General features: G+C 71.3%; 25 protein-coding genes. 12 read left to right on the top strand and 13 right to left on the bottom strand.

All coding sequences use genetic code 11. The features are described from left to right. Positions 1 to 9 precede the first annotated feature (9 nt). Complete coding sequence (locus tag NKG98_RS16480) at positions 10 to 564, bottom strand: DUF2243 domain-containing protein (protein ID WP_254767224.1); 555 nt, start codon at positions 562 to 564, stop codon at positions 10 to 12. A 111-nt stretch (positions 565 to 675) separates the two neighbouring features. On the opposite strand from NKG98_RS16480, the gene NKG98_RS16475 reads away from it, so the two are divergent. Next, a complete protein-coding gene (locus NKG98_RS16475) occupies positions 676 to 2,064 on the top strand; it encodes a TIGR00341 family protein (protein WP_254767223.1) in 1,389 nt (462 codons plus the stop codon). 18 nt (positions 2,065 to 2,082) lie between these two features. Here NKG98_RS16475 and NKG98_RS16470 read toward each other — a convergent pair whose 3' ends face one another. The 5 genes from NKG98_RS16470 to NKG98_RS16450 all read right to left on the bottom strand — a co-directional run bounded on the left by NKG98_RS16470 (position 2,083) and on the right by NKG98_RS16450 (position 6,872). After that, positions 2,083 to 2,952 (bottom strand): aminotransferase class IV, encoded by an 870-nt coding sequence (locus tag NKG98_RS16470; protein ID WP_254767222.1) that lies wholly within the window; start codon positions 2,950 to 2,952, stop codon positions 2,083 to 2,085. 4 nt (positions 2,953 to 2,956) lie between these two features. Next, on the bottom strand, positions 2,957 to 3,607 hold the full coding sequence (locus NKG98_RS16465; RefSeq protein ID WP_254767221.1) for an anthranilate synthase component II: 651 nt from the start codon (positions 3,605 to 3,607) through the stop codon (positions 2,957 to 2,959). Continuing rightward, positions 3,600 to 5,123 carry an aminodeoxychorismate synthase, component I gene (pabB, locus tag NKG98_RS16460; RefSeq protein ID WP_254767220.1) on the bottom strand — a complete coding sequence of 508 codons (1,524 nt, stop codon included), beginning with the start codon at positions 5,121 to 5,123 and terminating at the stop codon, positions 3,600 to 3,602. Before pabB ends, NKG98_RS16465 begins: the two co-directional genes overlap by 8 nt. A gap of 59 nt (positions 5,124 to 5,182) precedes the next feature. Beyond that, complete coding sequence (locus NKG98_RS16455; RefSeq protein ID WP_254767219.1) at positions 5,183 to 5,983, bottom strand: helix-hairpin-helix domain-containing protein; 801 nt, start codon at positions 5,981 to 5,983, stop codon at positions 5,183 to 5,185. 88 nt (positions 5,984 to 6,071) lie between these two features. After that, a complete protein-coding gene (locus NKG98_RS16450; protein WP_254767218.1) occupies positions 6,072 to 6,872 on the bottom strand; it encodes a shikimate dehydrogenase in 801 nt (266 codons plus the stop codon). A 107-nt stretch (positions 6,873 to 6,979) separates the two neighbouring features. Between NKG98_RS16450 and NKG98_RS16445 the strand changes: the two genes are divergently transcribed. The 4 genes from NKG98_RS16445 (at position 6,980) to ftsZ (ending at position 11,972) form a co-directional block, all read left to right on the top strand. Then, positions 6,980 to 7,924, top strand: coding sequence for a calcium/sodium antiporter (locus NKG98_RS16445; protein WP_254767217.1), 945 nt, complete (start codon positions 6,980 to 6,982; stop codon positions 7,922 to 7,924). A 95-nt stretch (positions 7,925 to 8,019) separates the two neighbouring features. Beyond that, positions 8,020 to 9,357, top strand: a complete 1,338-nt coding sequence (locus tag NKG98_RS16440) for a sodium:calcium antiporter (protein WP_254767216.1) — start codon at positions 8,020 to 8,022, stop codon at positions 9,355 to 9,357. Continuing rightward, positions 9,358 to 10,683, top strand: coding sequence for a D-aminoacyl-tRNA deacylase (locus NKG98_RS16435; RefSeq protein WP_254767215.1), 1,326 nt, complete (start codon positions 9,358 to 9,360; stop codon positions 10,681 to 10,683). Between the two features lie 158 nt (positions 10,684 to 10,841). Continuing rightward, entirely contained in the window at positions 10,842 to 11,972 is a 1,131-nt protein-coding gene (gene ftsZ / locus NKG98_RS16430; protein ID WP_254767214.1) for a cell division protein FtsZ, read from the top strand. Between the two features lie 110 nt (positions 11,973 to 12,082). Here ftsZ and NKG98_RS16425 read toward each other — a convergent pair whose 3' ends face one another. Next, positions 12,083 to 12,418: a 2Fe-2S iron-sulfur cluster-binding protein gene (locus NKG98_RS16425; RefSeq protein ID WP_254767213.1), complete on the bottom strand. Its 336-nt coding sequence runs from the start codon at positions 12,416 to 12,418 to the stop codon at positions 12,083 to 12,085. Positions 12,419 to 12,528: 110 nt separating this feature from the next. Between NKG98_RS16425 and NKG98_RS16420 the strand changes: the two genes are divergently transcribed. After that, entirely contained in the window at positions 12,529 to 13,935 is a 1,407-nt protein-coding gene (locus NKG98_RS16420; protein ID WP_254767212.1) for a geranylgeranyl reductase family protein, read from the top strand. A gap of 3 nt (positions 13,936 to 13,938) precedes the next feature. Beyond that, the gene (locus NKG98_RS16415) at positions 13,939 to 14,940 is read left to right on the top strand and encodes a hypothetical protein (protein WP_254767211.1); all 1,002 of its coding nucleotides are present in this window, start codon (positions 13,939 to 13,941) and stop codon (positions 14,938 to 14,940) included. Between the two features lie 2 nt (positions 14,941 to 14,942). Here NKG98_RS16415 and NKG98_RS16410 read toward each other — a convergent pair whose 3' ends face one another. The 5 genes from NKG98_RS16410 to NKG98_RS16390 form a co-directional block, all read right to left on the bottom strand. Further along, positions 14,943 to 15,713, bottom strand: coding sequence for a hypothetical protein (locus NKG98_RS16410; protein WP_254767210.1), 771 nt, complete (start codon positions 15,711 to 15,713; stop codon positions 14,943 to 14,945). 9 nt (positions 15,714 to 15,722) lie between these two features. Further along, the gene (locus NKG98_RS16405) at positions 15,723 to 16,382 is read right to left on the bottom strand and encodes a LemA family protein (protein WP_254767209.1); all 660 of its coding nucleotides are present in this window, start codon (positions 16,380 to 16,382) and stop codon (positions 15,723 to 15,725) included. Positions 16,383 to 16,452: 70 nt separating this feature from the next. Next, entirely contained in the window at positions 16,453 to 17,727 is a 1,275-nt protein-coding gene (locus NKG98_RS16400) for an amidohydrolase (RefSeq protein ID WP_254767208.1), read from the bottom strand. A 60-nt stretch (positions 17,728 to 17,787) separates the two neighbouring features. Beyond that, positions 17,788 to 18,174, bottom strand: a complete 387-nt coding sequence (locus NKG98_RS16395) for a hypothetical protein (RefSeq protein WP_254767207.1) — start codon at positions 18,172 to 18,174, stop codon at positions 17,788 to 17,790. A gap of 42 nt (positions 18,175 to 18,216) precedes the next feature. Next, positions 18,217 to 18,555 carry an uS10/mL48 family ribosomal protein gene (locus tag NKG98_RS16390; RefSeq protein WP_254767206.1) on the bottom strand — a complete coding sequence of 113 codons (339 nt, stop codon included), beginning with the start codon at positions 18,553 to 18,555 and terminating at the stop codon, positions 18,217 to 18,219. Between the two features lie 111 nt (positions 18,556 to 18,666). On the opposite strand from NKG98_RS16390, the gene NKG98_RS16385 reads away from it, so the two are divergent. The 3 genes from NKG98_RS16385 to NKG98_RS16375 all read left to right on the top strand — a co-directional run bounded on the left by NKG98_RS16385 (position 18,667) and on the right by NKG98_RS16375 (position 21,005). After that, a complete protein-coding gene (locus NKG98_RS16385) occupies positions 18,667 to 19,110 on the top strand; it encodes a bis(5'-nucleosyl)-tetraphosphatase (protein WP_254767205.1) in 444 nt (147 codons plus the stop codon). Positions 19,111 to 19,218: 108 nt separating this feature from the next. Then, entirely contained in the window at positions 19,219 to 19,905 is a 687-nt protein-coding gene (locus NKG98_RS16380) for a DUF4013 domain-containing protein (RefSeq protein WP_254767204.1), read from the top strand. A 53-nt stretch (positions 19,906 to 19,958) separates the two neighbouring features. After that, on the top strand, positions 19,959 to 21,005 hold the full coding sequence (locus tag NKG98_RS16375) for a DUF5787 family protein (RefSeq protein ID WP_254767203.1): 1,047 nt from the start codon (positions 19,959 to 19,961) through the stop codon (positions 21,003 to 21,005). Positions 21,006 to 21,009: 4 nt separating this feature from the next. Here the strand turns inward: NKG98_RS16375 and NKG98_RS16370 are convergent, their stop codons facing one another. Then, on the bottom strand, positions 21,010 to 21,513 hold the full coding sequence (locus tag NKG98_RS16370) for a DUF5797 family protein (RefSeq protein ID WP_254767202.1): 504 nt from the start codon (positions 21,511 to 21,513) through the stop codon (positions 21,010 to 21,012). A 152-nt stretch (positions 21,514 to 21,665) separates the two neighbouring features. On the opposite strand from NKG98_RS16370, the gene NKG98_RS16365 reads away from it, so the two are divergent. Next, positions 21,666 to 21,923 carry a DUF5789 family protein gene (locus tag NKG98_RS16365; RefSeq protein WP_254767201.1) on the top strand — a complete coding sequence of 86 codons (258 nt, stop codon included), beginning with the start codon at positions 21,666 to 21,668 and terminating at the stop codon, positions 21,921 to 21,923. A gap of 73 nt (positions 21,924 to 21,996) precedes the next feature. Next, positions 21,997 to 22,305 carry a transcription factor S gene (locus tag NKG98_RS16360; RefSeq protein ID WP_254767200.1) on the top strand — a complete coding sequence of 103 codons (309 nt, stop codon included), beginning with the start codon at positions 21,997 to 21,999 and terminating at the stop codon, positions 22,303 to 22,305. The last annotated feature ends 229 nt before the right edge of the window (positions 22,306 to 22,534 follow it).

Genomic DNA, 22,534 nt, shown 5'->3' with positions numbered 1-22,534 from the left:
GCGGGGCGGTCACTCGTCGACGTTCGCCCCCGACGCGCGGGCGGGGTCGCCGCGGGCCGGCGCGGCCGCGTCGTCGCTCCTGACGACGGCGTACCCGCCGAGGAGGAAGGCGACGCCCGAGAGCAGGAACCCGACGTCCCAGAGGAAGACGCTGCCCGGCCCCGCGGGCCAGACGTGGTGGACGCCCAGCAGGTGGTGGTTCACGACTCCCTCGACGAGGTTGAAGACGCCCCAGCCGGCGACCGTCGATCCCAGCAGTATCCGCCCCGAGGGTGGGACGTCGGGGCGGCGCCACGCCCGCCAGAGCAGGACGACGCCGGCGACGGTGAAGAGGTACGTCGCGGCGTGGAAGAGACCGTCGGCCAGCACGTTCAGCCGGAGGTCGCCGAGGACCGTCGGATCGGTCCACGCCGAGAGCATGTGGTGCCACTGGAGGATCTGGTGGAGGACGATGCCGTCGACGAAGCCGCCGAGTCCGATCCCGAGGACGACTCCCGCCCGGACGAGCGGCCGCGCGCGCTCGCGGACGCCCAGCCACGTGTCGTCGCCGTCGCTGTCGGCCATACGCGGGCTGGGCAGAGGGCGGGAAAGACCGTTCTGCCGTCCGTCGCAAGCGCCCGCCGACACGCGAGCGACTGCCCCAGACGTATCCGCCGCGGGGTGGACCGTTCGCCGATGCGCTACCTCGAAATCATGGTTCCCGAGGGGAAGCGACGGGTCGTCCTCGACGTCCTCGAGGACGAGGGCGTCGAGTACGTCGTCAGCGACGTGACAAGCGACCGGGGGTACACCGCAGTCGTCCGGTTTCCCCTCCCGGCGCGGGCGGTCGAACCGGTGCTCGATCGGCTCCGGCAGGCCGGCATAAGCGACGAGGCCAGCGTGATCGTGATCGACGCCGAGACGGTCATCTCCGACCGGTTCTCCGCGCTCCGGGACCGGTACACTCTCGGCGGCCGGCGAGGCGTACGCACCTCGCGGCAGGTGCTCCGCACCAAGGCCGACGAACTCACGCCCGCGTTCCCCATCTTCGCGGTGATGTTGCTCATCAGCGCCGTCGTCGCCACCGCGGGACTGCTCGCGGACTCGCCGGCGGTCGTGATCGGCGCGATGGTGATCGCGCCGCTGCTCGGGCCGGCGCTGGCCGCCAGCGTCGGCATCGTCACCGGCGACGCCGCCCTCAGGACGACCGGCTTCGCCTACCAGATCGTCGGGGTCGCGACCGTCATCGTCGCCTCGGTCGGCCTCGCCACTCTCGCCCGGTTCGCCGGCCTCGAACCCGGGGGCGTCGACATCGTCGTCGCCACCGAACTCGAGGAGCGGGTCTCGCCGAACCTGTTCTCGCTCGCGGTCGCGCTGGGCGCCGGGATCGCCGGCATCCTCAGCCTCACGCGGGGCTTCTCGGAGGCCATCGTCGGCGTGATGATCGCCGCCGCGCTCATCCCGCCCTCGGCCGCGGTCGGGATCACGGTCGCGTGGGGGATGTACGGCGCGGCGGTCGGCGCCGCCATCCTCGTGGTCGTGAACCTGCTGTCGATCAACTTCACCGCGCTGGCGACGCTGTGGATCGCCGGCTACCGCCCGCAGGGGCTGTTCGAGGTGTCGCCGACCCGCCGGCCGACGTACGCGTACGCCGCGGTCTTCGGCGTCGCGTTGCTCGCGCTCGCGGCGCCGCTGGCCGGCGTCACCCTGCTCGACTTCCAGACGACCGGGATCGAGTCGACCGCCGAGGAGGACGCCGCCGCGGTCCTCGAGGAACCCCGTTACGAGGGGGTCACCCTCGAACTCGTGGCGGTGGAACTCGACGACGACTACCCCCTGCGGTCGGTCGACCGCGTCGTCGTCACCGTCGCCGCGCCCGAACCCGGCCCGGAGCCCGGACTCGCCGACCGCCTCCACCGGGAGATCGCCGCCGACGTCGACGAACCGATCGACGTCGAGGTGCAGTACGTCGTCGTCGAGCGCCGGAGCGGCGACGCCGGCGAACCGCTCGTCGTCGACGGCGCAGGCGGGGGCCCGATCGATCGGGGGCCGTCGTCCGCAGCCGCCGACCGACGTGAACCGTAGCGCCGCCGGGGGTCCTGACTACCGATAACACGCCGCCTCGACGCGCTCGTCGTACAGCCGCGCCAGCAGGTCCGTCACGGGGCCACGCTCGACGGCGACCCCGTCGACGGCCGCGACGGGTCGGACCTCCCAGGTGGTGTTCGTCAGGAAGACCTCCTCGGCCCCGCGGACGTCCGCGGGGTCGTACCGCCCTTCGTGGGTCGGCACGTCCGCCTCGGCCGCCAGTTCGAGGACGATGTCGCGCGTGATCCCCGGGAGGACCGGGCCGTCGGTCGTCGGCGTGTGCAGGCCGTCCTCGCGGACGAAGAAGACGTTGCTCGTCGCCCCCTCCGCGACGGAGCCGTCGAGGTCACACAGCAGCGCCTCGTCGGCGTCCCCGAGTTCCGCCCGTGCGAGGATGCCGTTGAGGTAGTTGTGCGTCTTCGCCGCCGACGGGACCGCGGCGTCGGGAATTCGGCGCGTCTCGACGGTTTCGAGGGTCGCCGGCCCGTCCCAGACGGCCTCGCCCGCGCGGCCGCCGCGCGGGAGCGGGTTCGTGTAGACGACGACCGTCGGGTCGACCTCGGGCCGGGGGGCGAGTTTGCCGGGCTGGACGCCGCGGGTGATCGACAGCCTGACGTAGGCGTCCCGGAGGTCGTTGGCCGCCAGCGTCTCGTCGATGCGGTCGCGGAGGTCCGCCCGCGAGAGGCCGTGGTCGAGCGAGAGCGCCTCGCAGGTCCGGTCGAGGCGGTCGGCGTGGGCCTCCCACGCGAAGACCTCGCCGCCGTAGGCCCGCAGGGTCTCGAAGGCGGCGTCGCCGTACCGGAAGCCGCGGTCGTCGACGCGCACCGTCGCCTCGCTCGCCGGGACGAGGTCGCCGTCGACGTGGTACAGGCGGTCGTCGGCCACCGGATCACCCCCCGCCCTCGATCGCGGCCGGACGCGCCGCGAACGAACAGAAGTTCCGGATCATCGTCTTTCCGACGTCGAGCGAGATGCTCTCGCCCCGGTTCGGTTCCGCGGCCTCCCGCGTCAGGATGCTCTCCGGGTGGAACTGCACGCCGACGTGGGGCTTCTCGCGGTGGCGGACCGCCATCGGGACGCCGCGCCCGTCGGCCGTGCTGGCGGTCTCGCACAGGACGTCGGGGAGGGTTTCCCGCGCGACCGCGAGCGAGTGGTACCGGCCCACCCGGAAGCGCTCCGGCAGCCCCGCGAAGATCCCCTCACCGTCGTGGACGACGGTCGAGGGCTTGCCGTGGACGACCTCCGGGGCGCGGACGACCGACGCGCCCGCGGCCGCACAGAGCGCCTGGTGGCCGAGGCAGACCCCGAGGATCGGATACGCGGTCTCGGCGAACAGCGGGATCGAGACCCCCGCCTCCTCGGGGGTGCCGGGGCCCGGCGAGACGACGACGCCGGTCGGGTCGAGGGCGCGCACGTCCGCGACGTCGACCTCGTCGTTGCGTCGGACGACCACCTCGTCGGCGACCTCGCCCACGTACTGGACGAGGTTGTACGCGAACGAGTCGTAGTTGTCCACGACGAGGATCCGCGTCTCACTCATCCGCGACACCTCCCGACTCGCCGCCGTCGGCCGCCAGCGCCATCGCCGCCCGCTCGCCGAGGGCCGCGTCGACGGCGTCGAGCAGCGCGCGGCCCTTCGCGAGCGTCTCGTCGTACTCGCGGTCGGGGTCGGAGTCGTGGACGATTCCCGCGCCGACCCGGAGGTGGTACTCCGCGGCGTGGCGCACGAGCGTCCGGATGACGATGTTCAGCGTCGCCCGGCCGTCGAAGCCGAAGAGGCCGACGCTGCCGGTGTACGGCCCCCGACGGGTCGCTTCGAGTTCGTCGACGATCTCCATCGTCCGCGGTTTGGGCGCGCCGGTGATCGTCCCGCCGGGGAAGACCGCCGCGATGGCGTCTGCGAGCGTCGCGTCCGCGCGCAGGCGGCCGGTCACCTCCGAGACGAGGTGCATCACCGCCGAGTAGCGGTCGACCCGCCGGTACTCCGCGACCTCGACGGAGCCGAACTCGCAGACCTTCCCGAGGTCGTTGCGTTCGAGGTCGACCAGCATCGCGTGCTCGGCGCGCTCCTTCCCGTCGGAACGCAGGTCGGCCTCCAGATCCGCGTCCTCCTCGGGCGTCTCGCCGCGGGGGCGGGTGCCGGCGATGGGTTCGGTGCGGACGAACGCGCCGTCGCGTTCGAGCAGCAGTTCGGGGCTCGCGCTCACGATGTCGGCCGCGCGGAACTCGAGCAGACAGGAGTACGGCGCCGGGTTCACCCGCCGGAGGGCGTCGTAGGCGTCGACCGGGTGGACCGCCGCGGGCGCGACCAGTCGCTGGGAGACGTTCGTCTGGAAGGTGTCGCCAGCGCGGACGTACTCTTTGACCCGGCGGACGCGGTCGGCGAACGCCGCCCGGCCGCACTCGCTCCGGAAGGTCGCCTCGGTCGCCGCGACGGGTGGGTCGCCGACGGCGGGGTCGCCGGTCAGGGCCGCCCGTGCGAGCGCGAGCGCCCGCTCGCGGCCGCGCTCGTAGATCGAATCGAGGTCGGCGTCGGCGGGGACGCGCGGACACGCGGCGATCCGGAGCGTGACGTCGCCGTCGGCCGGCGCCTCCCACGCCGCGAGGCGGTCGTAGACGCGGACCTCCAGACGGGGCAGGCCGCGGTCGTCCGCGGCGTCGCCGGGCAGGGTCTCGAGTTCGCGGGCGATATCGTAGGAGAGCCAGCCGACGGCGCCGCAGGGACAGGGGACGTCGCAGTCGCCGCGGGCGAGGGGTTCGCCCGCGAGCAACCCCTCCAGCGCGGCGAGCGTCGGCGACGCCTCGTCGCCGCGGGCGACCGCGTCGGGGCCGACCGTCAGCCGGTCGACGGGGTCGACGCCGAAGTAGCCCCACCCCGACTGGCCGCCGGTCGTCTCGAGGAAGGCGCCGCCGGGGCCGTCGCGGGCCCGGCGGTAGGCGAGGAAGGGGTCGGGGACGGTAACCCGAACCTCGACGGGGACGCGTGCGCCGTCCGCGGCGTCGGCGGCGACGCGGCGGAACGCGGACGGGGTCGTGACGACGCGCGGGTCGGTCATGTCGCGACGGAAGATACGGCGGGCTAACGCTCTTGCGGTTCCCGGAGAAGCGCGGCCGCTTACTGGGACTTCGCGCGGTCGATCCAGCCCTGGACGCGCTTCTCGGAGATGTCCGTGTCCCCGGCGAGTTCGTCCGCGTCGGCCGCCGCGAGGTCGCTCACCGTCTCGATGCCGGCGTCGGTCAGCCGGTCGGCGTAGGCCGGCCCGATCCCCTTGAGTTCGTCGACGGGGACGGGTTCGGGTTCGTCCTCGGGTTCCGCGTCGTCGGCCGTCGCGGATTCGTCGGCCTCCTCGTCGGCCGCCGCGTCTTCCGCGGACGCGTCGGCTTCCGTCTCCTCCTCGACTTCGGGTTCGGTCTCTTCCTCGACTTCGGGTTCGGTCTCGGTTTCCGTCTCCTCCTCGACCTCGGCCTCGGCTTCTTCCTCGACCTCAGGTTCCGTCTCCTCCTCGACCTCGGGTTCGGCCTCCTCCTCGACTTCGGGTTCGGTCTCTTCCTCGACCTCAGGTTCCGTCTCGGCTTCGGCTTCTTCCTCGACCTCGGGTTCGGCCTCCTCCTCGGTCTCGGTTTCCGTCTCCTCCTCGGTCTCGGGTTCGGCCTCCTCCTCGGTCTCGGGTTCGGCCTCCTCCTCGGTCTCGGGTTCGGCCTCCTCCTCGGTCTCGGTTTCCGTCTCGTCCGCTTGCTCGCTCTCGGCTTCCGTGACGCTGCTCGGAACGACCGTCTCGCCGCTCGCGCCGTTCGACGAGTCGGGGCTCTGCTCGCGCTCTCGCTCGACCGTCACGCCAACGTCGCGCGGTCGGTCGCGATTCGCACCCGAGTCGTCTAGTCCGAGCATCGACTTCAGTTTCTGGATGATCGCCATTGGTCAATCATTGATCCCACCTACACTTAAAGTCGTCCGATACCGGATAAGACCCCACCGCGAGCACGCTCGCGGCCGTGTTAGGCCCTCACAGCCGCGAACGGAGCGTCTCGTTCATCACGTCGACCGGCGCTCGCTCGCCCGTCCACCGCTCGAACGCCTCGACGCCCTGGTAGAGCAGCATCCACGCGCCGTCGACCGTCCGCGCGCCCGCCTCGCGGGCGTCCCGGAGCAGCCGCGTCTCCAGCGGCCGGTAGACCGCGTCCAGCACCGCGAGGTCGCCGTGTAGCGCCTCGGCGGGCACCGGCGAGGCGTCCTCCTCCATCCCGACGCTGGTCGCGTTGACCAGCACGTCGGCGTCCGCGAGCAGGTCCGGCAGCGCCACGAGGTCGTGGCCCGCCGCGCCCGGCACCTCGTCGGCGAGGTCGCGGGCCGTCACGACGGTCCGGTTGGCGACCGAGACCGAGGCCCCGGCGTCGGACAGGCCGAACGCGACGGCCCGCCCGGCGCCGCCGGCGCCGACGACGACCGCGTCCGCGCCGTCGAGCGCGACGTCGTGGTCCCGCAGCGCGCGGATCGCGCCGGCGGCGTCGGTGTTGTGGCCGGTCGCCTCGGCCCCCGAGAGGTCGACCGTGTTCACCGCGCCGATGCGGGCGGCGAGGGCGTCCGGTTCCACCAGTTCGAGGGCGTCGCGCTTGAACGGGATGGTGACGTTCAGCCCTCGAATCCCGAGCGCGTCGGCGCCGCGGAGGGCGGCAGCGAGGGCGTCGGGGTCGGGTTCGAAGGTGACGTAGCGGGCGTCGAGGCCCAGTTCGTCGTACGCCGCCTCGTGCATCGGCGGCGACAGCGAGTGGCCGACCGGGTTGCCGACGAGTCCGTAGACCTGCATACCCGCACTCGGGAGGGCGCGACCATAACCAGTGTGACCGCGGCAGGGTTTCGCACCCGCCCGGACGTTTCGCACGCCTTATGCCCCGGTCGTGAGTATCCCCCAGCATGCTCCCCGACGTCGCCCTGCACCTCCTGTTGCTGGCCGGGGGCGTCGTCGCGCTCTACGGCGGCGCCGAGTTGCTCGTCGCCGGTGCGGGTCGCCTCGCGATCGGCATCGGCCTGCGGGCCGCGACCGTGGGCGTGACCGTCATCGCGTTCGCGACGACCGCCCCCGAACTGTTCGTCGCGACGATCGGCGCGCTCGACGTCTCGACCGACGTCGGCCTCGGCGCGATCGTCGGCTCGAACGTCGCGAACGTGGGGCTCGTCCTCGGCCTCTCCGCGCTGATCCGGCCGCTGTCGATCAGCGACGCCGCCATGCGCCGGCACGTCCCGTTCATGGTGCTCGCGGCGCTGCTGTTGCTCGGGTTCGCCGTGGACGGCCGGATCGGCCGCCTCGAAGGGGCCGTGTTCCTGCTCGTCCTCTCGGCGTTCACCGCCTACCTCGTCTACTCGCTCAACGCGAACCCCGCACCGCTCCCGGACCACCCCGAGGCGGGCGACGGCGCCTCCGCCCGGGACGTGGCGCTCGTGCTCGCGGGGCTGGTCGCGCTCGTGATCGGCTCCCGGTGGCTCGTCCGCGGGGGGACGGGGCTGTTGCTCGGGATGGGCTTCTCCGAACTGTTCGTCGGCCTCACCGTCCTCGCGCTCGGCACCTCGCTGCCCGAACTCGCGGCCTCGGCCGTCGGCGCGCTCCGCGGCGAGACGTCGTTCGCCGTCGGCAACGTCGTCGGCTCGAACATCTACAACGTCCTCGCGGTGCTGGGGCTCGTCGCGCTGATCGTCCCCATCTCCGTCTCGCCGAGCACCGTCCGGTTCGAACTGCCCGCGATGGTCGCGTTCACCCTCGTCCTCGTCGCGATGATGCGATGGGGCCGCGAACTGTCGCGGCGCGACGGCGCGATCCTCGTCGGCGGCTACGCGGTCTTCGTCTACCTGCTGTTCCCCTGACCGGCGTGTGCGGCGGTCTCGGCGTCCCACCCGGCCCCCAAGTCCGGCCGTCGGCAAGCGAAAGCCATAGGCCGGCCGTGGCGCTGAGGGGACGTATGGCCAGCAGCCTTCGCCACCCGCTGTTCGCCGTCGTCGTCGCCGTCTCGTTGACGGTCCCGTGGCTAGCCCTCTGGACGACCGGGACGGCCGAGGCGCTCTCGACGGGCGTGACCGTCCTCCTCACCGGTATCGCGATCCTGGGGGCGGCGTTCCTGCTCGCCTGGGCGGCCGAGACCGCCGAGAAGGACGTCCCGCGGTCGTTCGCCATCGCGGTGCTCGCGGTGCTCGCGGTCGCCCCCGAGTACGCCGTCGACGCGCTCTACGCGTGGACCGCCGGGGCCCAGGCCGGCACCGAGCGCGGGATCGAGGCCGGCAACCTCGCCATCGCGAACATGACCGGAGCGAACCGCATCCTGATCGGCCTCGGCTGGTCGGCGATCGCCCTCTTTACCCTCCGGCGTTCGCTGAAGGTCGCGGACGTCTCGGTCCGCCACCGCGACGGCGTCCTCGCCGACTCGGTGGTGCTCGACCGGGGCATCGCGATCGAGATCCTCTTTCTGGGGATGGCGACGGTCTGGGCCTTCTTCATCCCGCTGATGGGCGGGATCGACATTCTGGACACGATCGTCCTCGTCGGCCTCTACGTCCTCTACATCGCAATTATCCTCAAGGCGGGCGTCGAGGTCGAAGAGGAGCACATCGGCGTGCCGGCGTACCTCCAGACGTACGCGCGGCCAAAGCGCGTCGCGACCGTGATCGGGCTGTTCGCCTACTCCGGTGTGATGTTGCTGCTCGCCGTCGAGGCGTTCGCCCACGGCCTCGAAGGACTCGGCGTCGACTACGGCATCCCGAAGTTCTTCATGATCCAGTGGGTCGCGCCGCTGGCCAGCGAGTCGCCCGAACTCATCGTCGTCGCGGTGCTCGTGCTGAAGTCGCGGTCGACCGCGGGGTTCAACGCCCTCATCTCCTCGAAACTCAACCAGTGGACGCTGCTGATCGGGACGCTCGCGGTCGTCTACTCGCTCGGCCTCGGCCAGTACGGCGTCCTCGAGTTCGAGTACAAACAGGCACTCGAAATCTGGCTGACCGCCGCCCAGTCGTTCTTCGCGCTGGCGATCCTCGTCAACTTCGAAATCTCCGGCCGCGAGGCGGTCGCGTTGCTCGCGCTCTTTAGCTCGCAGGTCACCATCGAGTTCCTGTTGTTGCGCGTGTTGCCCGTGGCGAACCCGGAGGTCCTGAGCCACCAGTCGCTGCTCGCGTTCACGGCCGTGTACGTCCTGCTCGGGACGGCCCTGTTCGTCCACCGCCGCCGCGCTATCGCCGAACTGATGACGGTTGCGGGCGCAACTGCCCAACAGGCGATCGGCCGCGCGCCGACGCCGGAGGCCGATTGAATGATCGCGATCGTCGAAAGCCGTGCCGACCGCGTGTCGGGCCACATCTGCGAGTCCCTCCGCGACCTCGCCGACTGGGAGCGCCGCGAGGACCCCTCCCGGCCGGACGGCGACGGCGGCGGCACCTACTACCGCACCGACGGCTTCGAACTCCGCTCGTTCGACGCGCGCCACATCTACCTCGAACGGCCCGCGGAAGCGTTCGACGCCGACCCCGACCTGCTGGTGTTCGCCTCCCGGCACGCCGGCGACACCGGCGCCCTGCTCACGGGCCACTTCACGGGCAACTTCGGCCCCGCGGAGTTCGGCGGCGAGGACGCCGCGTTGGCCGAACCGGCCCCGAACGCGCTGGCCCGGCTGGTCGAGGCGTTCGACGAGTACGCGCCGCCGGGCTACGACGTGGGGATGGAGTGTACCCACCACGGCCCCACCGACGTCGGCTGTCCGTCGCTGTTCGCCGAACTCGGCAGCGACGACGAACACTGGGACGACCCCGCGGGCGCCGAGGCCGTCGCCCGGGCGATCCTCGACCTGCGCGGCGTCGAGACCCACCGCGAGCGAACGATCGTCGGCTTCGGCGGCAACCACTACGTCCCGCGGTTCGGGCGGATCGTCCGCGAGACGCCGTGGACCGTCGGCCACGTCGCGGCCGACTGGGCGCTCGACGCGATGGGCGACCCCGCGGTGAACCGGGACGTCGTCGCGTACGCCTTCGAGGCCAGCGGGGCCGACCTCGCGGTGGTCGACGGCGACTACCCCGACATCGAGGCCGTCGTCGAGGACCTCGGCTACCGGGTCGCAAGCGAGACGTGGCTCCGCGAGGTCGGCGACCGGCCGCTCGACCTCGTCGCGGCCGTCGAGGCCGACCTCGGCGCCGTCGTCGACGGCGTGCGGTTCGGCGAGGCCCGCGCGGACGCGGACGCGTTCGCGGTCGTCGACCTCCCCGAGGAACTGGTCGCGACCGCCGAGGGGATCGACGCCGAGGCGACGTGGGCGGCGGTCGCCTCGCACGCGATCGCCTTCGAGACGCGCAACGGGGCGAGTCGCGTCGGCGACCGCGCGGCCCTCCCCGACCGCGGGGCGCTGGACGACGTCGTCGAGGCGCTGGCGGCGGTCCTCGACGGGAAGTACGACGCCGTCCGGGTCGAGGACGACGCCGTGGTCGCCGAGGAGACGGCGTTCGACCCGGACCTCGCGCGCGAGGCGGGCGTCCCGCACGGGCCGAAGTTCGGCGCGCTCGCGGAGGGCGACGCCGTCACGGTCGACGGCGACACCGTCCGCCCCGAGGACGTGACCGTCGAGCGGACGCGGCGGTTCCCGACCTGATCGGTCGCCGTCACGACAGCGATCGTAACGGAGCCGTCGACCCCCGACGACGCCCGGTTTCGTCGGTTTCGACGCGCAACGAAGGCGTCTCTCGTCAGACAGTCGTCTGACGTGTGGGGGAAAGGTAATTACACTGCATCTTCTAACTGTGGCCAAGAATGGACTCCATTGTCGAAGACGCCATCGACGAGGCCGAGGCCGCGGAGGCCGAGGAGTTCCCCGCCGGCGGAGAACCGGCGGGAGACGGCCCGTCGGGGACGATGACCGACGACGAACTGCTCGACGTGCTCGACGAGCTACAGACCGACATCACGGTCGTCGGCTGCGGGGGCGCCGGCGGCAACACCGTCGACCGGATGCAGGAGGAGGGCATCCACGGCGCGAAACTCGTCGCCGCCAACACGGACGTCCAGCACCTCGTCGAGATCGACGCCGACACGAAGATCCTGATGGGCGAGCAAAAGACCGGCGGCCGGGGGGCCGGCTCGCTCCCGCAGGTCGGCGAGGAGGCCGCCCTCGAGAGCCAGCAGGACATCTACGACGCCATCGAGGGCTCGGACATGGTGTTCGTCACCGCCGGGCTGGGCGGCGGCACCGGCACCGGCTCCGCGCCCGTCGTCGCCAAGGCCGCCCGCGAGTCCGGCGCGCTGACGATTTCGATCGTCACGACGCCCTTTACCGCGGAGGGCGAGGTCCGCCGGACGAACGCCGAGGCCGGCCTCGAACGGCTGCGTGACGTCTCCGACACGGTGATCGTCGTCCCGAACGACCGCCTGCTCGACTCCGTCGGCAAACTCCCCGTCCGGCAGGCGTTCAAGGTCAGCGACGAGGTGCTGATGCGCTCGGTGAAAGGCATCACGGAACTGATCACGAAACCCGGCCTCGTCAACCTCGACTTCGCCGACGTCCGCACGGTCATGGAACGGGGCGGCGTCGCCATGATCGGCCTCGGCGAGTCCGACTCCGAGGCGAAAGCCGAGGACTCGGTCAAGACGGCGCTTCGCTCGCCGCTGCTCGACGTCGACATCTCCGGCGCCAACTCCGCGCTGGTCAACGTCACCGGCGGCAACGACATGTCCATCGAGGAGGCCGAGGGCGTCGTCGAGGAGATCTACGACCGGATCGACCCCGACGCGCGTATCATCTGGGGGACCTCGATCAACGAGAACCTCGAAGGGAGCATGCGCACGATGATCGTCGTCACCGGCGTCGAGTCGCCCCAGATCTACGGCCGCCCGGAGGGGGAGGCCGTCCAGCCACAGGGAAGCGACATCGACTTCGTCAACTGATCCTCCCGGCCCCGCTCGCGGTCGCGACCGGAGTCCGTCACCGCCGTCCAGCGTCGGCGCCGCTCGCGACGGTCGGCGGCGCGAAAACGAGCCGAGAGCGTCCCGCCGGCTCAGTCGTCCGCGGCGGCCGGTTCACCGTCGGCCGCGGCCTCGAGGTCGGCCTCGATGCTCGGTGGGTACTTCCCGCGTTCGAGTTTGAGGTCCGACCGTGGGCGGGCCATGCACGTGAGAGCGTAGTTCTCGGCTTCCGCCGCGGTGAGCCCGCGGGCGGCCGGCTGGGTGACCTCGCCCTCGACGATCTCCGCCGAACACGCCAGACACATCCCGACGCGGCAGGAGTACTCCTGTGCGATCCCCTCCTCGAGGCAGCGACTGAGGATCGTCTCCTTGTCCGAGCACGTGATGCTCTCCCCGGTGCCGACGAACTCGACCGTGTACTCCGTCATGGCAGTCGTTACGCGCAACCCCGACTTTACTTTTTATCCACGTTTTGGCCCCGGCAAGACGACAGATTGCAAGAAAAACGTTTTCTCACTCCGGCCAACACAGTCGGGTCATGAGCGTCCAGGAACGGTCGGCCGGCGCCGCGGCGGGCGAGACGCGATCGCCCGACGTGGTCGTCGTCGGCGCAGGGACGGCAGGTTGTTACGCGGCCGCGACGGTCGCCCGCGAGGGGTACGACGTGGTCGTCCTCGAACGAAAGACCGAGGAGGAAGCCGGGCACATCGCCTGCGGCGACGCGCTAAAGGGCGCGGACGCCTTCCCCGACGCGATCCCGAAGTCACAGATCGAACCCGCGTTCACGAACACGGACGTCGATCACGGCCGCTTCGAGATCCCACAGGAGGACACCGTCCTCGAAATTCCGGTGCCGGGCGAACTCGCAGTGATCGACCGCTGGGAGTACGGCCGGCGGATCATCGAGGGGGCCGGAGCCGCCGGCGCCGAGTTCCACTACGACACCGTCGTCCAGGACGTACTCCAGGGCGACGGCGGCCGCGTCACCGGCGTGCGCGCGACCCGGAACGGCGAGCCCCGCGAGTACGAGGCCGACCTCGTGGTCGACGCCGCCGGGTCGCTCTCGCTGCTGCAGGACAAGGTCGACTTCTCCTCGTCGACGTTCGACACGAACGTCGACTACTCGCAGTTCTGCTCGGCCTACCGCGAGATCGTTCACGTCGAGGAGCCGGTCGACTGGCACGACGCGCTCGTGTTCAAGCCGACCGAGCGCGCGGCGGGCTACCTCTGGTACTTCCCGCGCACCGAGACCGAGATCAACGCCGGTCTGGGCTTCCAGATGACCGAGGAGCCGATGAAACTCGTCGAGGACCTCAAACGCGACCTCCGCGAGCGCGAGGAGTTCCGCGGCGCGCGCGTCGAGGACAAACTCGGCGCGGCGCTCCCGACGCGCCGGCCGTACGACTCGGCGGTCCACCCCGGGTTCGTCGCCGTCGGCGACGCCGCCGGCCACGTCAACCCGACCACGGGCGGCGGCATCGCGGGCGCCGCCTACGCCGGGAAGTACGCCGCCGAACAGGCCGTCGAGGCCCTGGAGACGGGCGACCCGAGCGAGGAGACCCTCTGGCGGTACAACGAGCGCGTGATGGACCACTTCGGCGCGCGCTACGCCGCCCTCGACGTCTACAACGTCCTCTCGACGGCGGTCGACGTCGACGACCTGATGGGGCTGCTGGCGGCGCTGCCCGGCGACAAACTCGCCGAGGCGCTGTACTCCGGCAGCACCGACGTCGGCTGGAAGCTCAAGCTGGAGTCGCTGCTGAAGAGCCGCGGCCACTGGGGGACGATCTGGACCCTCTACCGGACGAAGCGCCGCGCCGACGAGATCCTCGCCCACTACGAGGCGTATCCGTCGAGCCCCGACGGCCTCGCCGCCTGGCGGCGCGAGCGCGACGACCTGATGGAGCGGGTCTACGAGACGACCGGAGCCGAGCCGAAGTACTAGGCGATGGCGCTGTTCCCACCCGAGCGCCGACCGACGGTCGACGTCGTCGCCCTCGGGGACGTCCCCTCGCGGGCGGTCGCGACCGCCCGCACGACGGTCGAGGAGACGGTCGGCACCGTCGCCGGGACGCGACGCGGCCCGCCGCCGGCGGAGGTAGCGGAGCCGACGCCGGCCGAGTTCGCCGCCGACGACCAGTACGACGCCGGGTCCCTCCTCGAAGCGGTCGCGGACGCGAGCGAGGCCGACCTCGCGGTGGGGCTGACCGACGTCCCCGTGCGACACCGCGACCTGACGAGCCTGTTCGGTCTGGGATACGTCGGCGGGGACGTCGCGGTCGTCTCGACCTACCGGTTCGACGAGGGCGAGGACGAGCGCTTCGACGAGCGCGTCGCAAAGCAGGTGCGCAAACAGCTCGGTCGGCTGTTCGGCCTCGAGAGCACCCACGAGGGCTGTGTCCTGGAGGAGGCGCCGTTTCTCCACCGCCTCGACGAGAGCGCGGCCGACTTCTGTACCGACTGTCGGGAGCGGCTGGTCGACCCGGAGACCGCCCCGCGGCCGCCGGAGTGGATCGTCCGGGACTCGCCGACGGTTGCGGACGCCGACGCGGACGGGAACGGGGGCGCGAGCGACGACGACCTCGACCTCTCGCTCCGGACGCTCCCCCTTCTGGCCGTCGGCGTCGCCGTCCTCCCGCTGGTCGCGCTGGCGCGGGGGGTAGCGCGGCTGTCGGCGTGGGAGTCGACGCTCCCGGCGGGGGTCCGCCGGCTGATCCACGGTAGCTACCGCTACCTCCGGTTCTGGACGGCCGTCGCCCTGTTCTTCCTGTTCGCGCTCCTCGCCGTGCTCGCCGAGCTATCGCTCTACGAGCGACTCGCCGGCTCCGAACCCGGGGTACGGCTCTTCTGGGGCATGCTCGTCGTCGCGCTCGGCTCGGGCTACCTCGGACAGCGGTGGGCCCGGGGCCTCGTCGTCGGCGCGTACCGCGTGTTCGCGTACGAGCCGTAACGTCAGGCGCCCAGAAACAGCTGCGCGATCCCGGAGAGCCACAGGAAGGCGGCGAGCGAGACGGTCGCGAGGACGAGTCCCTTGCCGACGGACCGCCCGAGCGCGAACCGGCGCTCGCGCAGGAGCCGCGCCGGCGGCTTGTCCGAGAGGAACGGCGTGACGTCGCCGTCGCGGAGGACGGCCCCCTTGCGGTCGCCCGAGTCGAACTCCGCGTCGGCGTCGATCCGCCCGAACGCGTAGCACTCGTCGCCCGGTTCGATCCACGCCAGTTCGAACGTCCGGTCGTAGCGCATCCCGCGGTCGGGCAGGTCCCGGGAGCGCTCGAAGTCGGCGACGCGCTCGGACGGCTCCTCGTAGCTCGCGACGGTCCGTTCCGCCCGGCGGTCGTCGGTGAAGTCGAACTCGGCTCCCTCGACGGCCGCCGGCGAGACGCCGACCCGTCCGAGGTCGGTTTCGAGGGTGAACGCCGTCGCCCGCCGCTCCTCCAGCGGGGTCCGGGTCGAACCGTAGCCGTCGTCGGCGACCGTCAGGTCGTAGGCGACGCACTCCCGGCCGTCGGCCGGCAGCGAGAGCGGCGAGCCGTCGGCCGAGACGGTTCCGGAGACCGCCGCCGGGCCGACCGCGACGGCGTCGAGCGTCGACAGCGGCGTGTCGGCGATGGTCACCGCCTGTCGGTACCGGGCGAAGCCGTCGGCGACGGCGTCGAGGCCCACGAACACCCCGGCGACGGAGGCGAGCAACATGACGAGGTAGAAAAACGGCGCGAGTACCATGGGTCCGGCTCAGTCCGAGGCGGGGCCGGCGCCGACGTCGGCGTCGTCGTTTCGGTCGCCGTCCGCTCGCCCAACCGCGGCGGAATCGAGCCGCGCGAACCGCTCGCGGACGTCGACCCCCTCGCGGGCGGCCGCCGACGCCCGGAACGGCTCGCGGGGTTCGAGGCCGTGCCGACGGGCGAACAGCCGCTCGGGGAACCGCCGGAGCCGCACGTTGTACGCCGCGACGGCCTCGTTGTAGTACTCGCGGCGGTTCTCCAGTCGCTGCTCGGTCTCCCGGATGGCGTCGCGTACGTCGTCGAACCGGTCGGTCGAGTGCAGTTCCGGCACCTCGTCGGCGAGCGCGTAGAGGTCCGACAGCGCCTCCCGCACCTCGACGCTCGCCGCCGCGGCCTCCGGCGGGTGCTGGGCCTCGATGGCCCGCTCGCGGGCTTCGAGGAGGTCCCGGACGACCTCCCGCTCGTGCTCGACGTGTTCGACCGCGAGGTCGATCAGCGACCCGACCTCGTCGTGGCGGCGTTCGAGCAGTACCTCGACGTTCGCCCAGGCGCGGTCGCAACGCTCGCTGGCTTCGAGCAGCGTCGTCTCGACTCGCCCGAGATACCGCGCGGCGCTGTAGCCCCCGACGGCCGTCGCGAACCCAAGCACCACCGTCGCGTAGTCGACCATTTTCGAACGCATTCGTTCTCCGATACTTGAATGTTGAGACGTCCCACGGGGCGTCGCCGCCGGAGCCGAGTCAGGGCCGCTCCGCCGCGATCCGTTCGATCGCCCCGGAGAGCACCGCGACCCCGTGCCCGATGGTCGCCTCGTCGACGTCGAACGTGGCGGTGTGGTGGCCGCCGGGGTGGTCGGTGCCGACGCCGACGTAGCAGGCGCGGCCCCCGTTCTCCTGGACCGCCCGCATCAGGTAGGTGGCGTCCTCGCTGCCGCCGAGGTCGTCGCGGTCGAGGACCGTCTCGATCCCGTCGACCTCGCCCGCGACGTCGGCGACGATCCCGGCGAGTTCCGCGTCGCTCGTCGCGCTCGGCGCCTCCGCGCCGGTCTCGATCTCGACCTCGCAGTCGTGCATCTCCGCGGCCGTCCGGAGGGTTCGGCGGACGCGCTCGTCCATGTACTCCATGAGGTCGGTCGTCTCGCCGCGGACCTCGGCGACGAGGGTGGCCTCCTCGGCGACGATGTTGGGGGCGACGCCGCCCTCGACGACGCCGACGTTGATCCGCGTCGCGCCGTCGGAGTGGCGCGGGATCGCGTAGCAGTTCTGCACCGCGGTCGCGAGCGCCTGGATCGCGTTCCGTCCCTCCTCGGGGCGGCCGCCCGCGTGGGCGGACTCCCCGTGGAACGTCGCCCGGAGGTGAGAGACGGCGAGGAAGCCGCCGATTCCCGCGACGACCTCGCCGGTCGGGTGGTCGAGGCCGACGTGGAGCGCGAGCAGGTAGTCGACGTCGGCGACGTGTTCGCTCTCGGCCATCGGCTTGCCGCCGCCGACGACCTCCTCGGCGGGCTGGAAGAACACCTTCAGCGTGCCCTCGAAGTCGCTCTCGGCGATCCGCCGGAGGACCCCGACCCCGATCGTCGCGTGGGCGTCGTGGCCGCAGGCGTGCATCGTACCCTCGTGTTCGGAGCGAAAGCCCTCCGCGGCGGGGACGTGCTCGGGGTCGTCTGCCTCCTCGCGCGGCAGGGCGTCGATGTCGACCCGGAGGCCGACCGTCGGCCCCTCGCCGCGGTCGAGGACCGCCACGGAACCGGTGTACCCCCCCGCCAGCGCGTCGAGGACCTCGTCGTCGACGTCGTACTCGCGGGCCCGCTCGTACCACGGCGCGAGTTCGGCCTCCTCGGGGACGCCGAGTCGGTGGTCGCCGGCGAGGGCGTCCGGGCCGACGTGCAGTTGCAGGTCCTCGATCCCGAGGGAGTCGAGTTCCGCGACGATCCGCGCGGTGGTGTAGAACTCGCGCCAGGCGGGTTCCGGTCTGCGGTGGAGGTCCCGCCGCAGCGCGACGAGTCGGTCGTCCATACCCGACCTCCGGCCACGGGCCTAAAAGAATTGCCGAACCGTGCGAGGCGGCGGCCCGGGTCAGGGCACGAGCAGGAAGACGGCGACGAGGAAGACGAGCACCGCGAACACCAGCGAGGCCTCCACCCACGTGTTGTACTCGGGGTCGGCGAACAGCCGGACCCAGTCGTCGAAGACGTCGTAGAGCAGCGACAGGCCGAACAGGGCGAACGCGGCGACCGCGATGGCGAGGGCGGCGCCGATCGGGTCACCGCCCGACGTCTCGCCGAGGATGGTGAGCAACACCGCGAGCAACACGAGATAGGAGATGCCGAGGGTCGTCAGCGCGACGAACTTCCGGTAACTGCGCTCCATCGCGTCGACCCGCGGGACGAGCGAGGCGAGAAAGTACGCGAGCGCCGCGACGGCGAGCAGCGAGAGCACGAGCGAGGTGTCTGCGTCGACCATACCCCGACAAGTACGCCGAACTGACAAGACCGTTTCGACCCGTCAGTTCCGGCCACGCCCCATCCCGTGGATCTGTTCGACCTCGACCTCGACGTGCAGCGAGTCGGGGAAGTCGCGGGCGGCGACCCTACGAGCGAACTCGTCGTGGCCGTGGATCTCGAGTTCGCGCGTGAAGACGGTGTACTCCCACGAGGGGAACATCCGCTCGTCGTCGGCGTGGAGTCGGCGGTGCTGGGGGACGCTGAGTTTCTCCGGCGGGTGCGAGTGCGGGCCTTTCAGCGCGGCCCCCTTGCGCTCGGCCGTGTGCTTGATGTCGTCGACGATGCCGTCGAGCGCGGCTCGATCGCCGCTCTGGAGCGTGAGACGGGTGACGAAGGTCATGGTCGGGTCGTACCAGTCGTCAGCGGCCGCGGCCTAAAAACCTGCTGAGATACCGCCACGGAATACGAACAGTCCGATATTCTCTTTACCGCCCGTCCGCTACTCATGCTAATGGCAGTCGAAGCTACGAGCGCAGGCGCGATCCTCTTCCGCGATACGCGGGGCCGGCGCGAGTATCTTCTACTCAAGAGCCGCCCGGGTGACTGGGAGTTTCCGAAGGGCGGCGTCGAAGGGGACGAAGAGCTACAGCAGACGGCGATTCGCGAGGTAAAGGAAGAGGCAGGTATCGAGGATTTCCGCCTCATCGACGGCTTTCGAGAGGACTACGACTACGTCTTCGAGGCGAACGGGAAGACGATCCACAAGACCGTCCACCTGTTCATCGCGAAGTCCTACGAGGCGAGTGCGGAACTGTCGCGCGAGCACCGCGACCTCCAGTGGCGCGACTACGAACAGGCGGTCAACACCGTCACGCAGGACGGCCCGCGTGAGATCCTCGAGGAGGCCCACGATTTCCTCGACGAACTCGAAGCGGAGGAGGACGACGAACTGTAGCGGAGGCGATTTCGGGGAGGCCGGCGCGAACCCCGACCCCGCGAGCGGCGCCGCCGGCGTTGCGAAGTCGTAACGGCTATGACCGATCACTTTCTCTGAACGCTCACCATGCTAGAGGATGGGCTGTCGTACCCGACCCGCGGCGACTGGCTCCGACGGATACTCCTCGGCGGCGTGCTCGGACTGTTCTCGCCGGTCGTGTTGCCCGCGTTCGTCCTGACGGGCTACTACGTGCGCGTGCTCGAACGGACGGCGGGTGGCGACGACGACCCCCCGGAGTTCGACGACTGGGGCGACCTCCTCGTGACGGGGCTCGTCGGGACCGTCGTCGCCGCCGCGTACGCCGTCGTCCCGACGGTCGCGTACCTGTTCGTCGTCGGCGGCCTGTTCGGCGTCGGCGCCGGTATCGGCGGCAAGAGCGGCGGTCTCCTCGCCGGCATCGGCGTCCTGACGATGCTCGCGTTCGTCCCGCTGGGGCTGCTGATCTACTACGTCGTCCCCGCGGCGCTCGCAAACTACGCCCACGAGGACTCGATCGGCGCGGCGTTCGACCTCGGCACGCTCAGGCCCGTCCTGGTGAGCGGCGAGTACCTGATGGCGGCGATCCTCCCGCTCGCGGTCGTCTTCCTCGTCGGGATCGCCACCACGATCCTGTCCATGACCATCGTCGGCATCGTACTCGTCCCGTTCGTCGGCTTCTACGCGAACGTCGTCATCTTCCGGATGTTCGGCGCCGCGTTCGCCGAGGCGAGCGGGAGCGACGCCTCGCGGTCGCCGCGGGCGGCCCCCGCCTGAGCCCCGAAAGCCGAAGAACCAACGTTTTCCCCGTCGACCGCCACCGATCGACCGTGACCGCGGACGCCGAAACCGAGTTCGGCTTCGAACTGCGGACGTGCCGGTGGGCCGAACGCGAGTGGCCCGTCGCGAGGGCCACCCGCGACGACGCGGCCGTCCTCGTCGCCCGACAACTCGGCACGAGACGCCGCCGGTGGGACACCCTCGTCGTCGAGTGCGACCCCGACGGCCTCCGCGAGCGGGCGCGCTTCGGCGAGGAGCGCCTGAACGGCGACCTGCTGTACGTCCTCCGACACGCCCCCGCCGAGTGGGCCTACTACCGCGAGGCGCTCCCCGACCCCGGCTACCCGTGGCGGTACGTCCGCGAGGCGATCCACGACGCCGCCGACCGGGGCGTCCTGGAACGGCGCAGGCGCGGCAACCGCATCGAGATCCGCCGGAAGTGGCCCTACCCCGACTGGCTCCGCCGGATCGTCGCCATCGAGAACAAGCCCGACCTCGACGCGAGCGCCGCCCGCGCCCTCGGCTCGCAACTGGAACACGACGTGGCGATGGCGCTGGCGGACGAGGTCTGGGTCGCCACCCGGGCGACCGGCGAGCGCGTCGAACCCGCGCTGTTCGAGGACCTGCCGGTCGAGGCCGGCATCCTCGCGCTCGACCCCGAGTCCCTCGACGGCGAGGTCACGTGGTACCCCCGGAGCCTCGCGGTCGACGAGCCCGGAACCCGCATCCTCGACCGCCCCGCGGGCGGCGAGCGCGACGCCTCCGCGGCCCGCTTCGAGTACGTCGACCCCGCCGAGAAGGCGGCAACCCGCCGCGAAATCGCGGAACGCGCCTACGAGCGGGGCTGGCGGTCGTTCGTCGACACGATGCGCCCCGACTGCCGTCACTTCGAACTCCACGCGCGAGAGCAGTTGCTACCCCGCTGCGCGGCGAAGGGGCGGGCCCAGACGGCCGCAGAGTGTGCCGGCTCCTGTCCGGAGTTCGAGCCCGAACCGCCCGCGTGGCGCACCCGCGGCTGGCCGATCGAGGGCGGGCCCGGAAAGCGGTACAAGCGGTTGCTCGCCGGGCGACGGCGGCGACGGCGGCCGGGACCGTGAGGGATCAGTCGGAGACGTCGACCTCGATGTCGGCGCGGTCGACGGCCAGTCGGAACGTCGGCACGGTGCGGTACTCGACCTCGACGACGTCCTTGCGGCGCAGGCTCTGCAGCGCCGACCGGACCGCCTCGGTGTCGGGGTCGACGTCGAACGCCTCCCGGAGGTCGTGGAGCACGGAGACGACGCTCTGGGAGCGCTCGTCCGGGCCGGCGAGCACCTCGACTACCTGCGCGTGGAGTTCCGGGACCCGGATCCGGGAGGGCGGCCCGCCGCCGCCCCCGTCGTCGACGACGCCGGGTTCGACGTCGACGAGGTCGGCCGCCTCCGCCGTCGCGCGGATCAGACTGTTGTCGTCGCGGAAGTAGTACTCCCCGAGTTCGTTTTCGAGGTAGCGGTGGACCTCGCTGCCACTCTCCAGCCCCCAGCGTTCCTGCAACTCGGCGTTCTTCGTCGGCTGTAGCTCCACCACGTCCGCGAGTCGGTCGCGGGCCTCCTCGGAGAGCGTCATCGTCGAAGGGTTCGAGGATGCGGTACTTTTGCGTTGCGTCCCCGGTCCCGGCAAGCGTCTCAACCGACCGCACCTGAGTCGACGTGTCCCGCCGACGGACACTCGCGTCGATCGTGACAGAAGTTCAAGCCGCCGCCGCGCGAACGGCCGGTATGGCGCGAGAAGTCAAACTCAGCCGGGTCGAAACCGTCCTCTCGGAACTCGACTACCCGCTCTCGCGGGCGGCGGCCGCCGACGAACTCGACGACGTCGCGGTTCTGCTGGCCGACGGCGAGGTGAACCTCGGCGACGTCGTCGCGGGGACGCCGGCCGAGGCGTTCGACAGCGCCGCGGACCTCGAGTCGGAACTCAACAACGCGTTGCCACGGGAGGCCGTCGGCGAGCCCTACCAGTCGGAGGGCGAGGGATAGTCGTGACGGGGCCGCCCCTGGCGCGCGGTAAGCGGGCCGTTTAAGTCGCTCGGACGGCGTAGCCCGGACAACGATGGAGTTCTGCGACGAATGCGGTTCGATGATGAAGGCGGACGACGGCCAGTGGGTCTGTGGGAGTTGCGGGTCCAGCAAGCCGAAAGGCGACGCGGCCCAGTACATCGTCACCGAGGGTCAGGAGACCAGCGAGGTCATCGAGTCCTCGAACGAGACCTCGCTGCCCGAGACCGACGCCCACTGCCCGGAGTGTGGCAACGACCGCGCCTACTGGTACATGCAACAGATCCGCTCGGCCGACGAGTCCGAGACACGGTTTTTCATCTGTACCGAGTGCGAACACAAGTGGCGCGAGGACGACAACTGAGCCGTCCCCGCCCGCGCACCTAGGGCCCCGACGCGACCGTCGGCGTGATCGACGGCTCGGTCGAGAGGCCGGGTGAGCGTGGTCGTCCCCGGTTTCGAGTCCTCGGAGTTCGGTCGTGCCGAGTCCGCTTCGATCTCGGCGGGAACGCTGTGGCGACCCCGTCGTGAGACACCGGGGTCGAAAGTCTCGGGTACTCGTAACGTTCGGTCGTCGCATGAGAGGGGCCCAC

It is taken from the genome of Salinilacihabitans rarus, assembly GCF_024296665.1.
Lineage (GTDB): Archaea > Halobacteriota > Halobacteria > Halobacteriales > Natrialbaceae > Salinilacihabitans > Salinilacihabitans rarus.
This window is presented reverse-complemented; position numbering and strand designations above follow the sequence as displayed.

Excerpts from the sequence above, each read along its gene's own strand:
- NKG98_RS16480 (WP_254767224.1), bottom strand. The coding sequence starts at position 564 with ATGGCCGACAGCGACGGCGACGACACGTGGCTGGGCGTCCGCGAGCGC.
- NKG98_RS16475 (WP_254767223.1), top strand. The coding sequence starts at position 676 with ATGCGCTACCTCGAAATCATGGTTCCCGAGGGGAAGCGACGGGTCGTC.
- NKG98_RS16465 (WP_254767221.1), bottom strand. The coding sequence starts at position 3,607 with ATGAGTGAGACGCGGATCCTCGTCGTGGACAACTACGACTCGTTCGCG.
- pabB (WP_254767220.1), bottom strand. The coding sequence starts at position 5,123 with ATGACCGACCCGCGCGTCGTCACGACCCCGTCCGCGTTCCGCCGCGTC.
- NKG98_RS16455 (WP_254767219.1), bottom strand. The coding sequence starts at position 5,983 with ATGGCGATCATCCAGAAACTGAAGTCGATGCTCGGACTAGACGACTCG.
- NKG98_RS16450 (WP_254767218.1), bottom strand. The coding sequence starts at position 6,872 with ATGCAGGTCTACGGACTCGTCGGCAACCCGGTCGGCCACTCGCTGTCG.
- NKG98_RS16445 (WP_254767217.1), top strand. The coding sequence starts at position 6,980 with ATGCTCCCCGACGTCGCCCTGCACCTCCTGTTGCTGGCCGGGGGCGTC.
- NKG98_RS16440 (WP_254767216.1), top strand. The coding sequence starts at position 8,020 with ATGGCCAGCAGCCTTCGCCACCCGCTGTTCGCCGTCGTCGTCGCCGTC.
- NKG98_RS16435 (WP_254767215.1), top strand. The coding sequence starts at position 9,358 with ATGATCGCGATCGTCGAAAGCCGTGCCGACCGCGTGTCGGGCCACATC.
- ftsZ (WP_254767214.1), top strand. The coding sequence starts at position 10,842 with ATGGACTCCATTGTCGAAGACGCCATCGACGAGGCCGAGGCCGCGGAG.
- NKG98_RS16425 (WP_254767213.1), bottom strand. The coding sequence starts at position 12,418 with ATGACGGAGTACACGGTCGAGTTCGTCGGCACCGGGGAGAGCATCACG.
- NKG98_RS16420 (WP_254767212.1), top strand. The coding sequence starts at position 12,529 with ATGAGCGTCCAGGAACGGTCGGCCGGCGCCGCGGCGGGCGAGACGCGA.
- NKG98_RS16415 (WP_254767211.1), top strand. The coding sequence starts at position 13,939 with ATGGCGCTGTTCCCACCCGAGCGCCGACCGACGGTCGACGTCGTCGCC.
- NKG98_RS16410 (WP_254767210.1), bottom strand. The coding sequence starts at position 15,713 with ATGGTACTCGCGCCGTTTTTCTACCTCGTCATGTTGCTCGCCTCCGTC.
- NKG98_RS16405 (WP_254767209.1), bottom strand. The coding sequence starts at position 16,382 with ATGGTCGACTACGCGACGGTGGTGCTTGGGTTCGCGACGGCCGTCGGG.
- NKG98_RS16400 (WP_254767208.1), bottom strand. The coding sequence starts at position 17,727 with ATGGACGACCGACTCGTCGCGCTGCGGCGGGACCTCCACCGCAGACCG.
- NKG98_RS16395 (WP_254767207.1), bottom strand. The coding sequence starts at position 18,174 with ATGGTCGACGCAGACACCTCGCTCGTGCTCTCGCTGCTCGCCGTCGCG.
- NKG98_RS16390 (WP_254767206.1), bottom strand. The coding sequence starts at position 18,555 with ATGACCTTCGTCACCCGTCTCACGCTCCAGAGCGGCGATCGAGCCGCG.
- NKG98_RS16385 (WP_254767205.1), top strand. The coding sequence starts at position 18,667 with ATGGCAGTCGAAGCTACGAGCGCAGGCGCGATCCTCTTCCGCGATACG.
- NKG98_RS16380 (WP_254767204.1), top strand. The coding sequence starts at position 19,219 with ATGCTAGAGGATGGGCTGTCGTACCCGACCCGCGGCGACTGGCTCCGA.
- NKG98_RS16370 (WP_254767202.1), bottom strand. The coding sequence starts at position 21,513 with ATGACGCTCTCCGAGGAGGCCCGCGACCGACTCGCGGACGTGGTGGAG.
- NKG98_RS16365 (WP_254767201.1), top strand. The coding sequence starts at position 21,666 with ATGGCGCGAGAAGTCAAACTCAGCCGGGTCGAAACCGTCCTCTCGGAA.
- NKG98_RS16360 (WP_254767200.1), top strand. The coding sequence starts at position 21,997 with ATGGAGTTCTGCGACGAATGCGGTTCGATGATGAAGGCGGACGACGGC.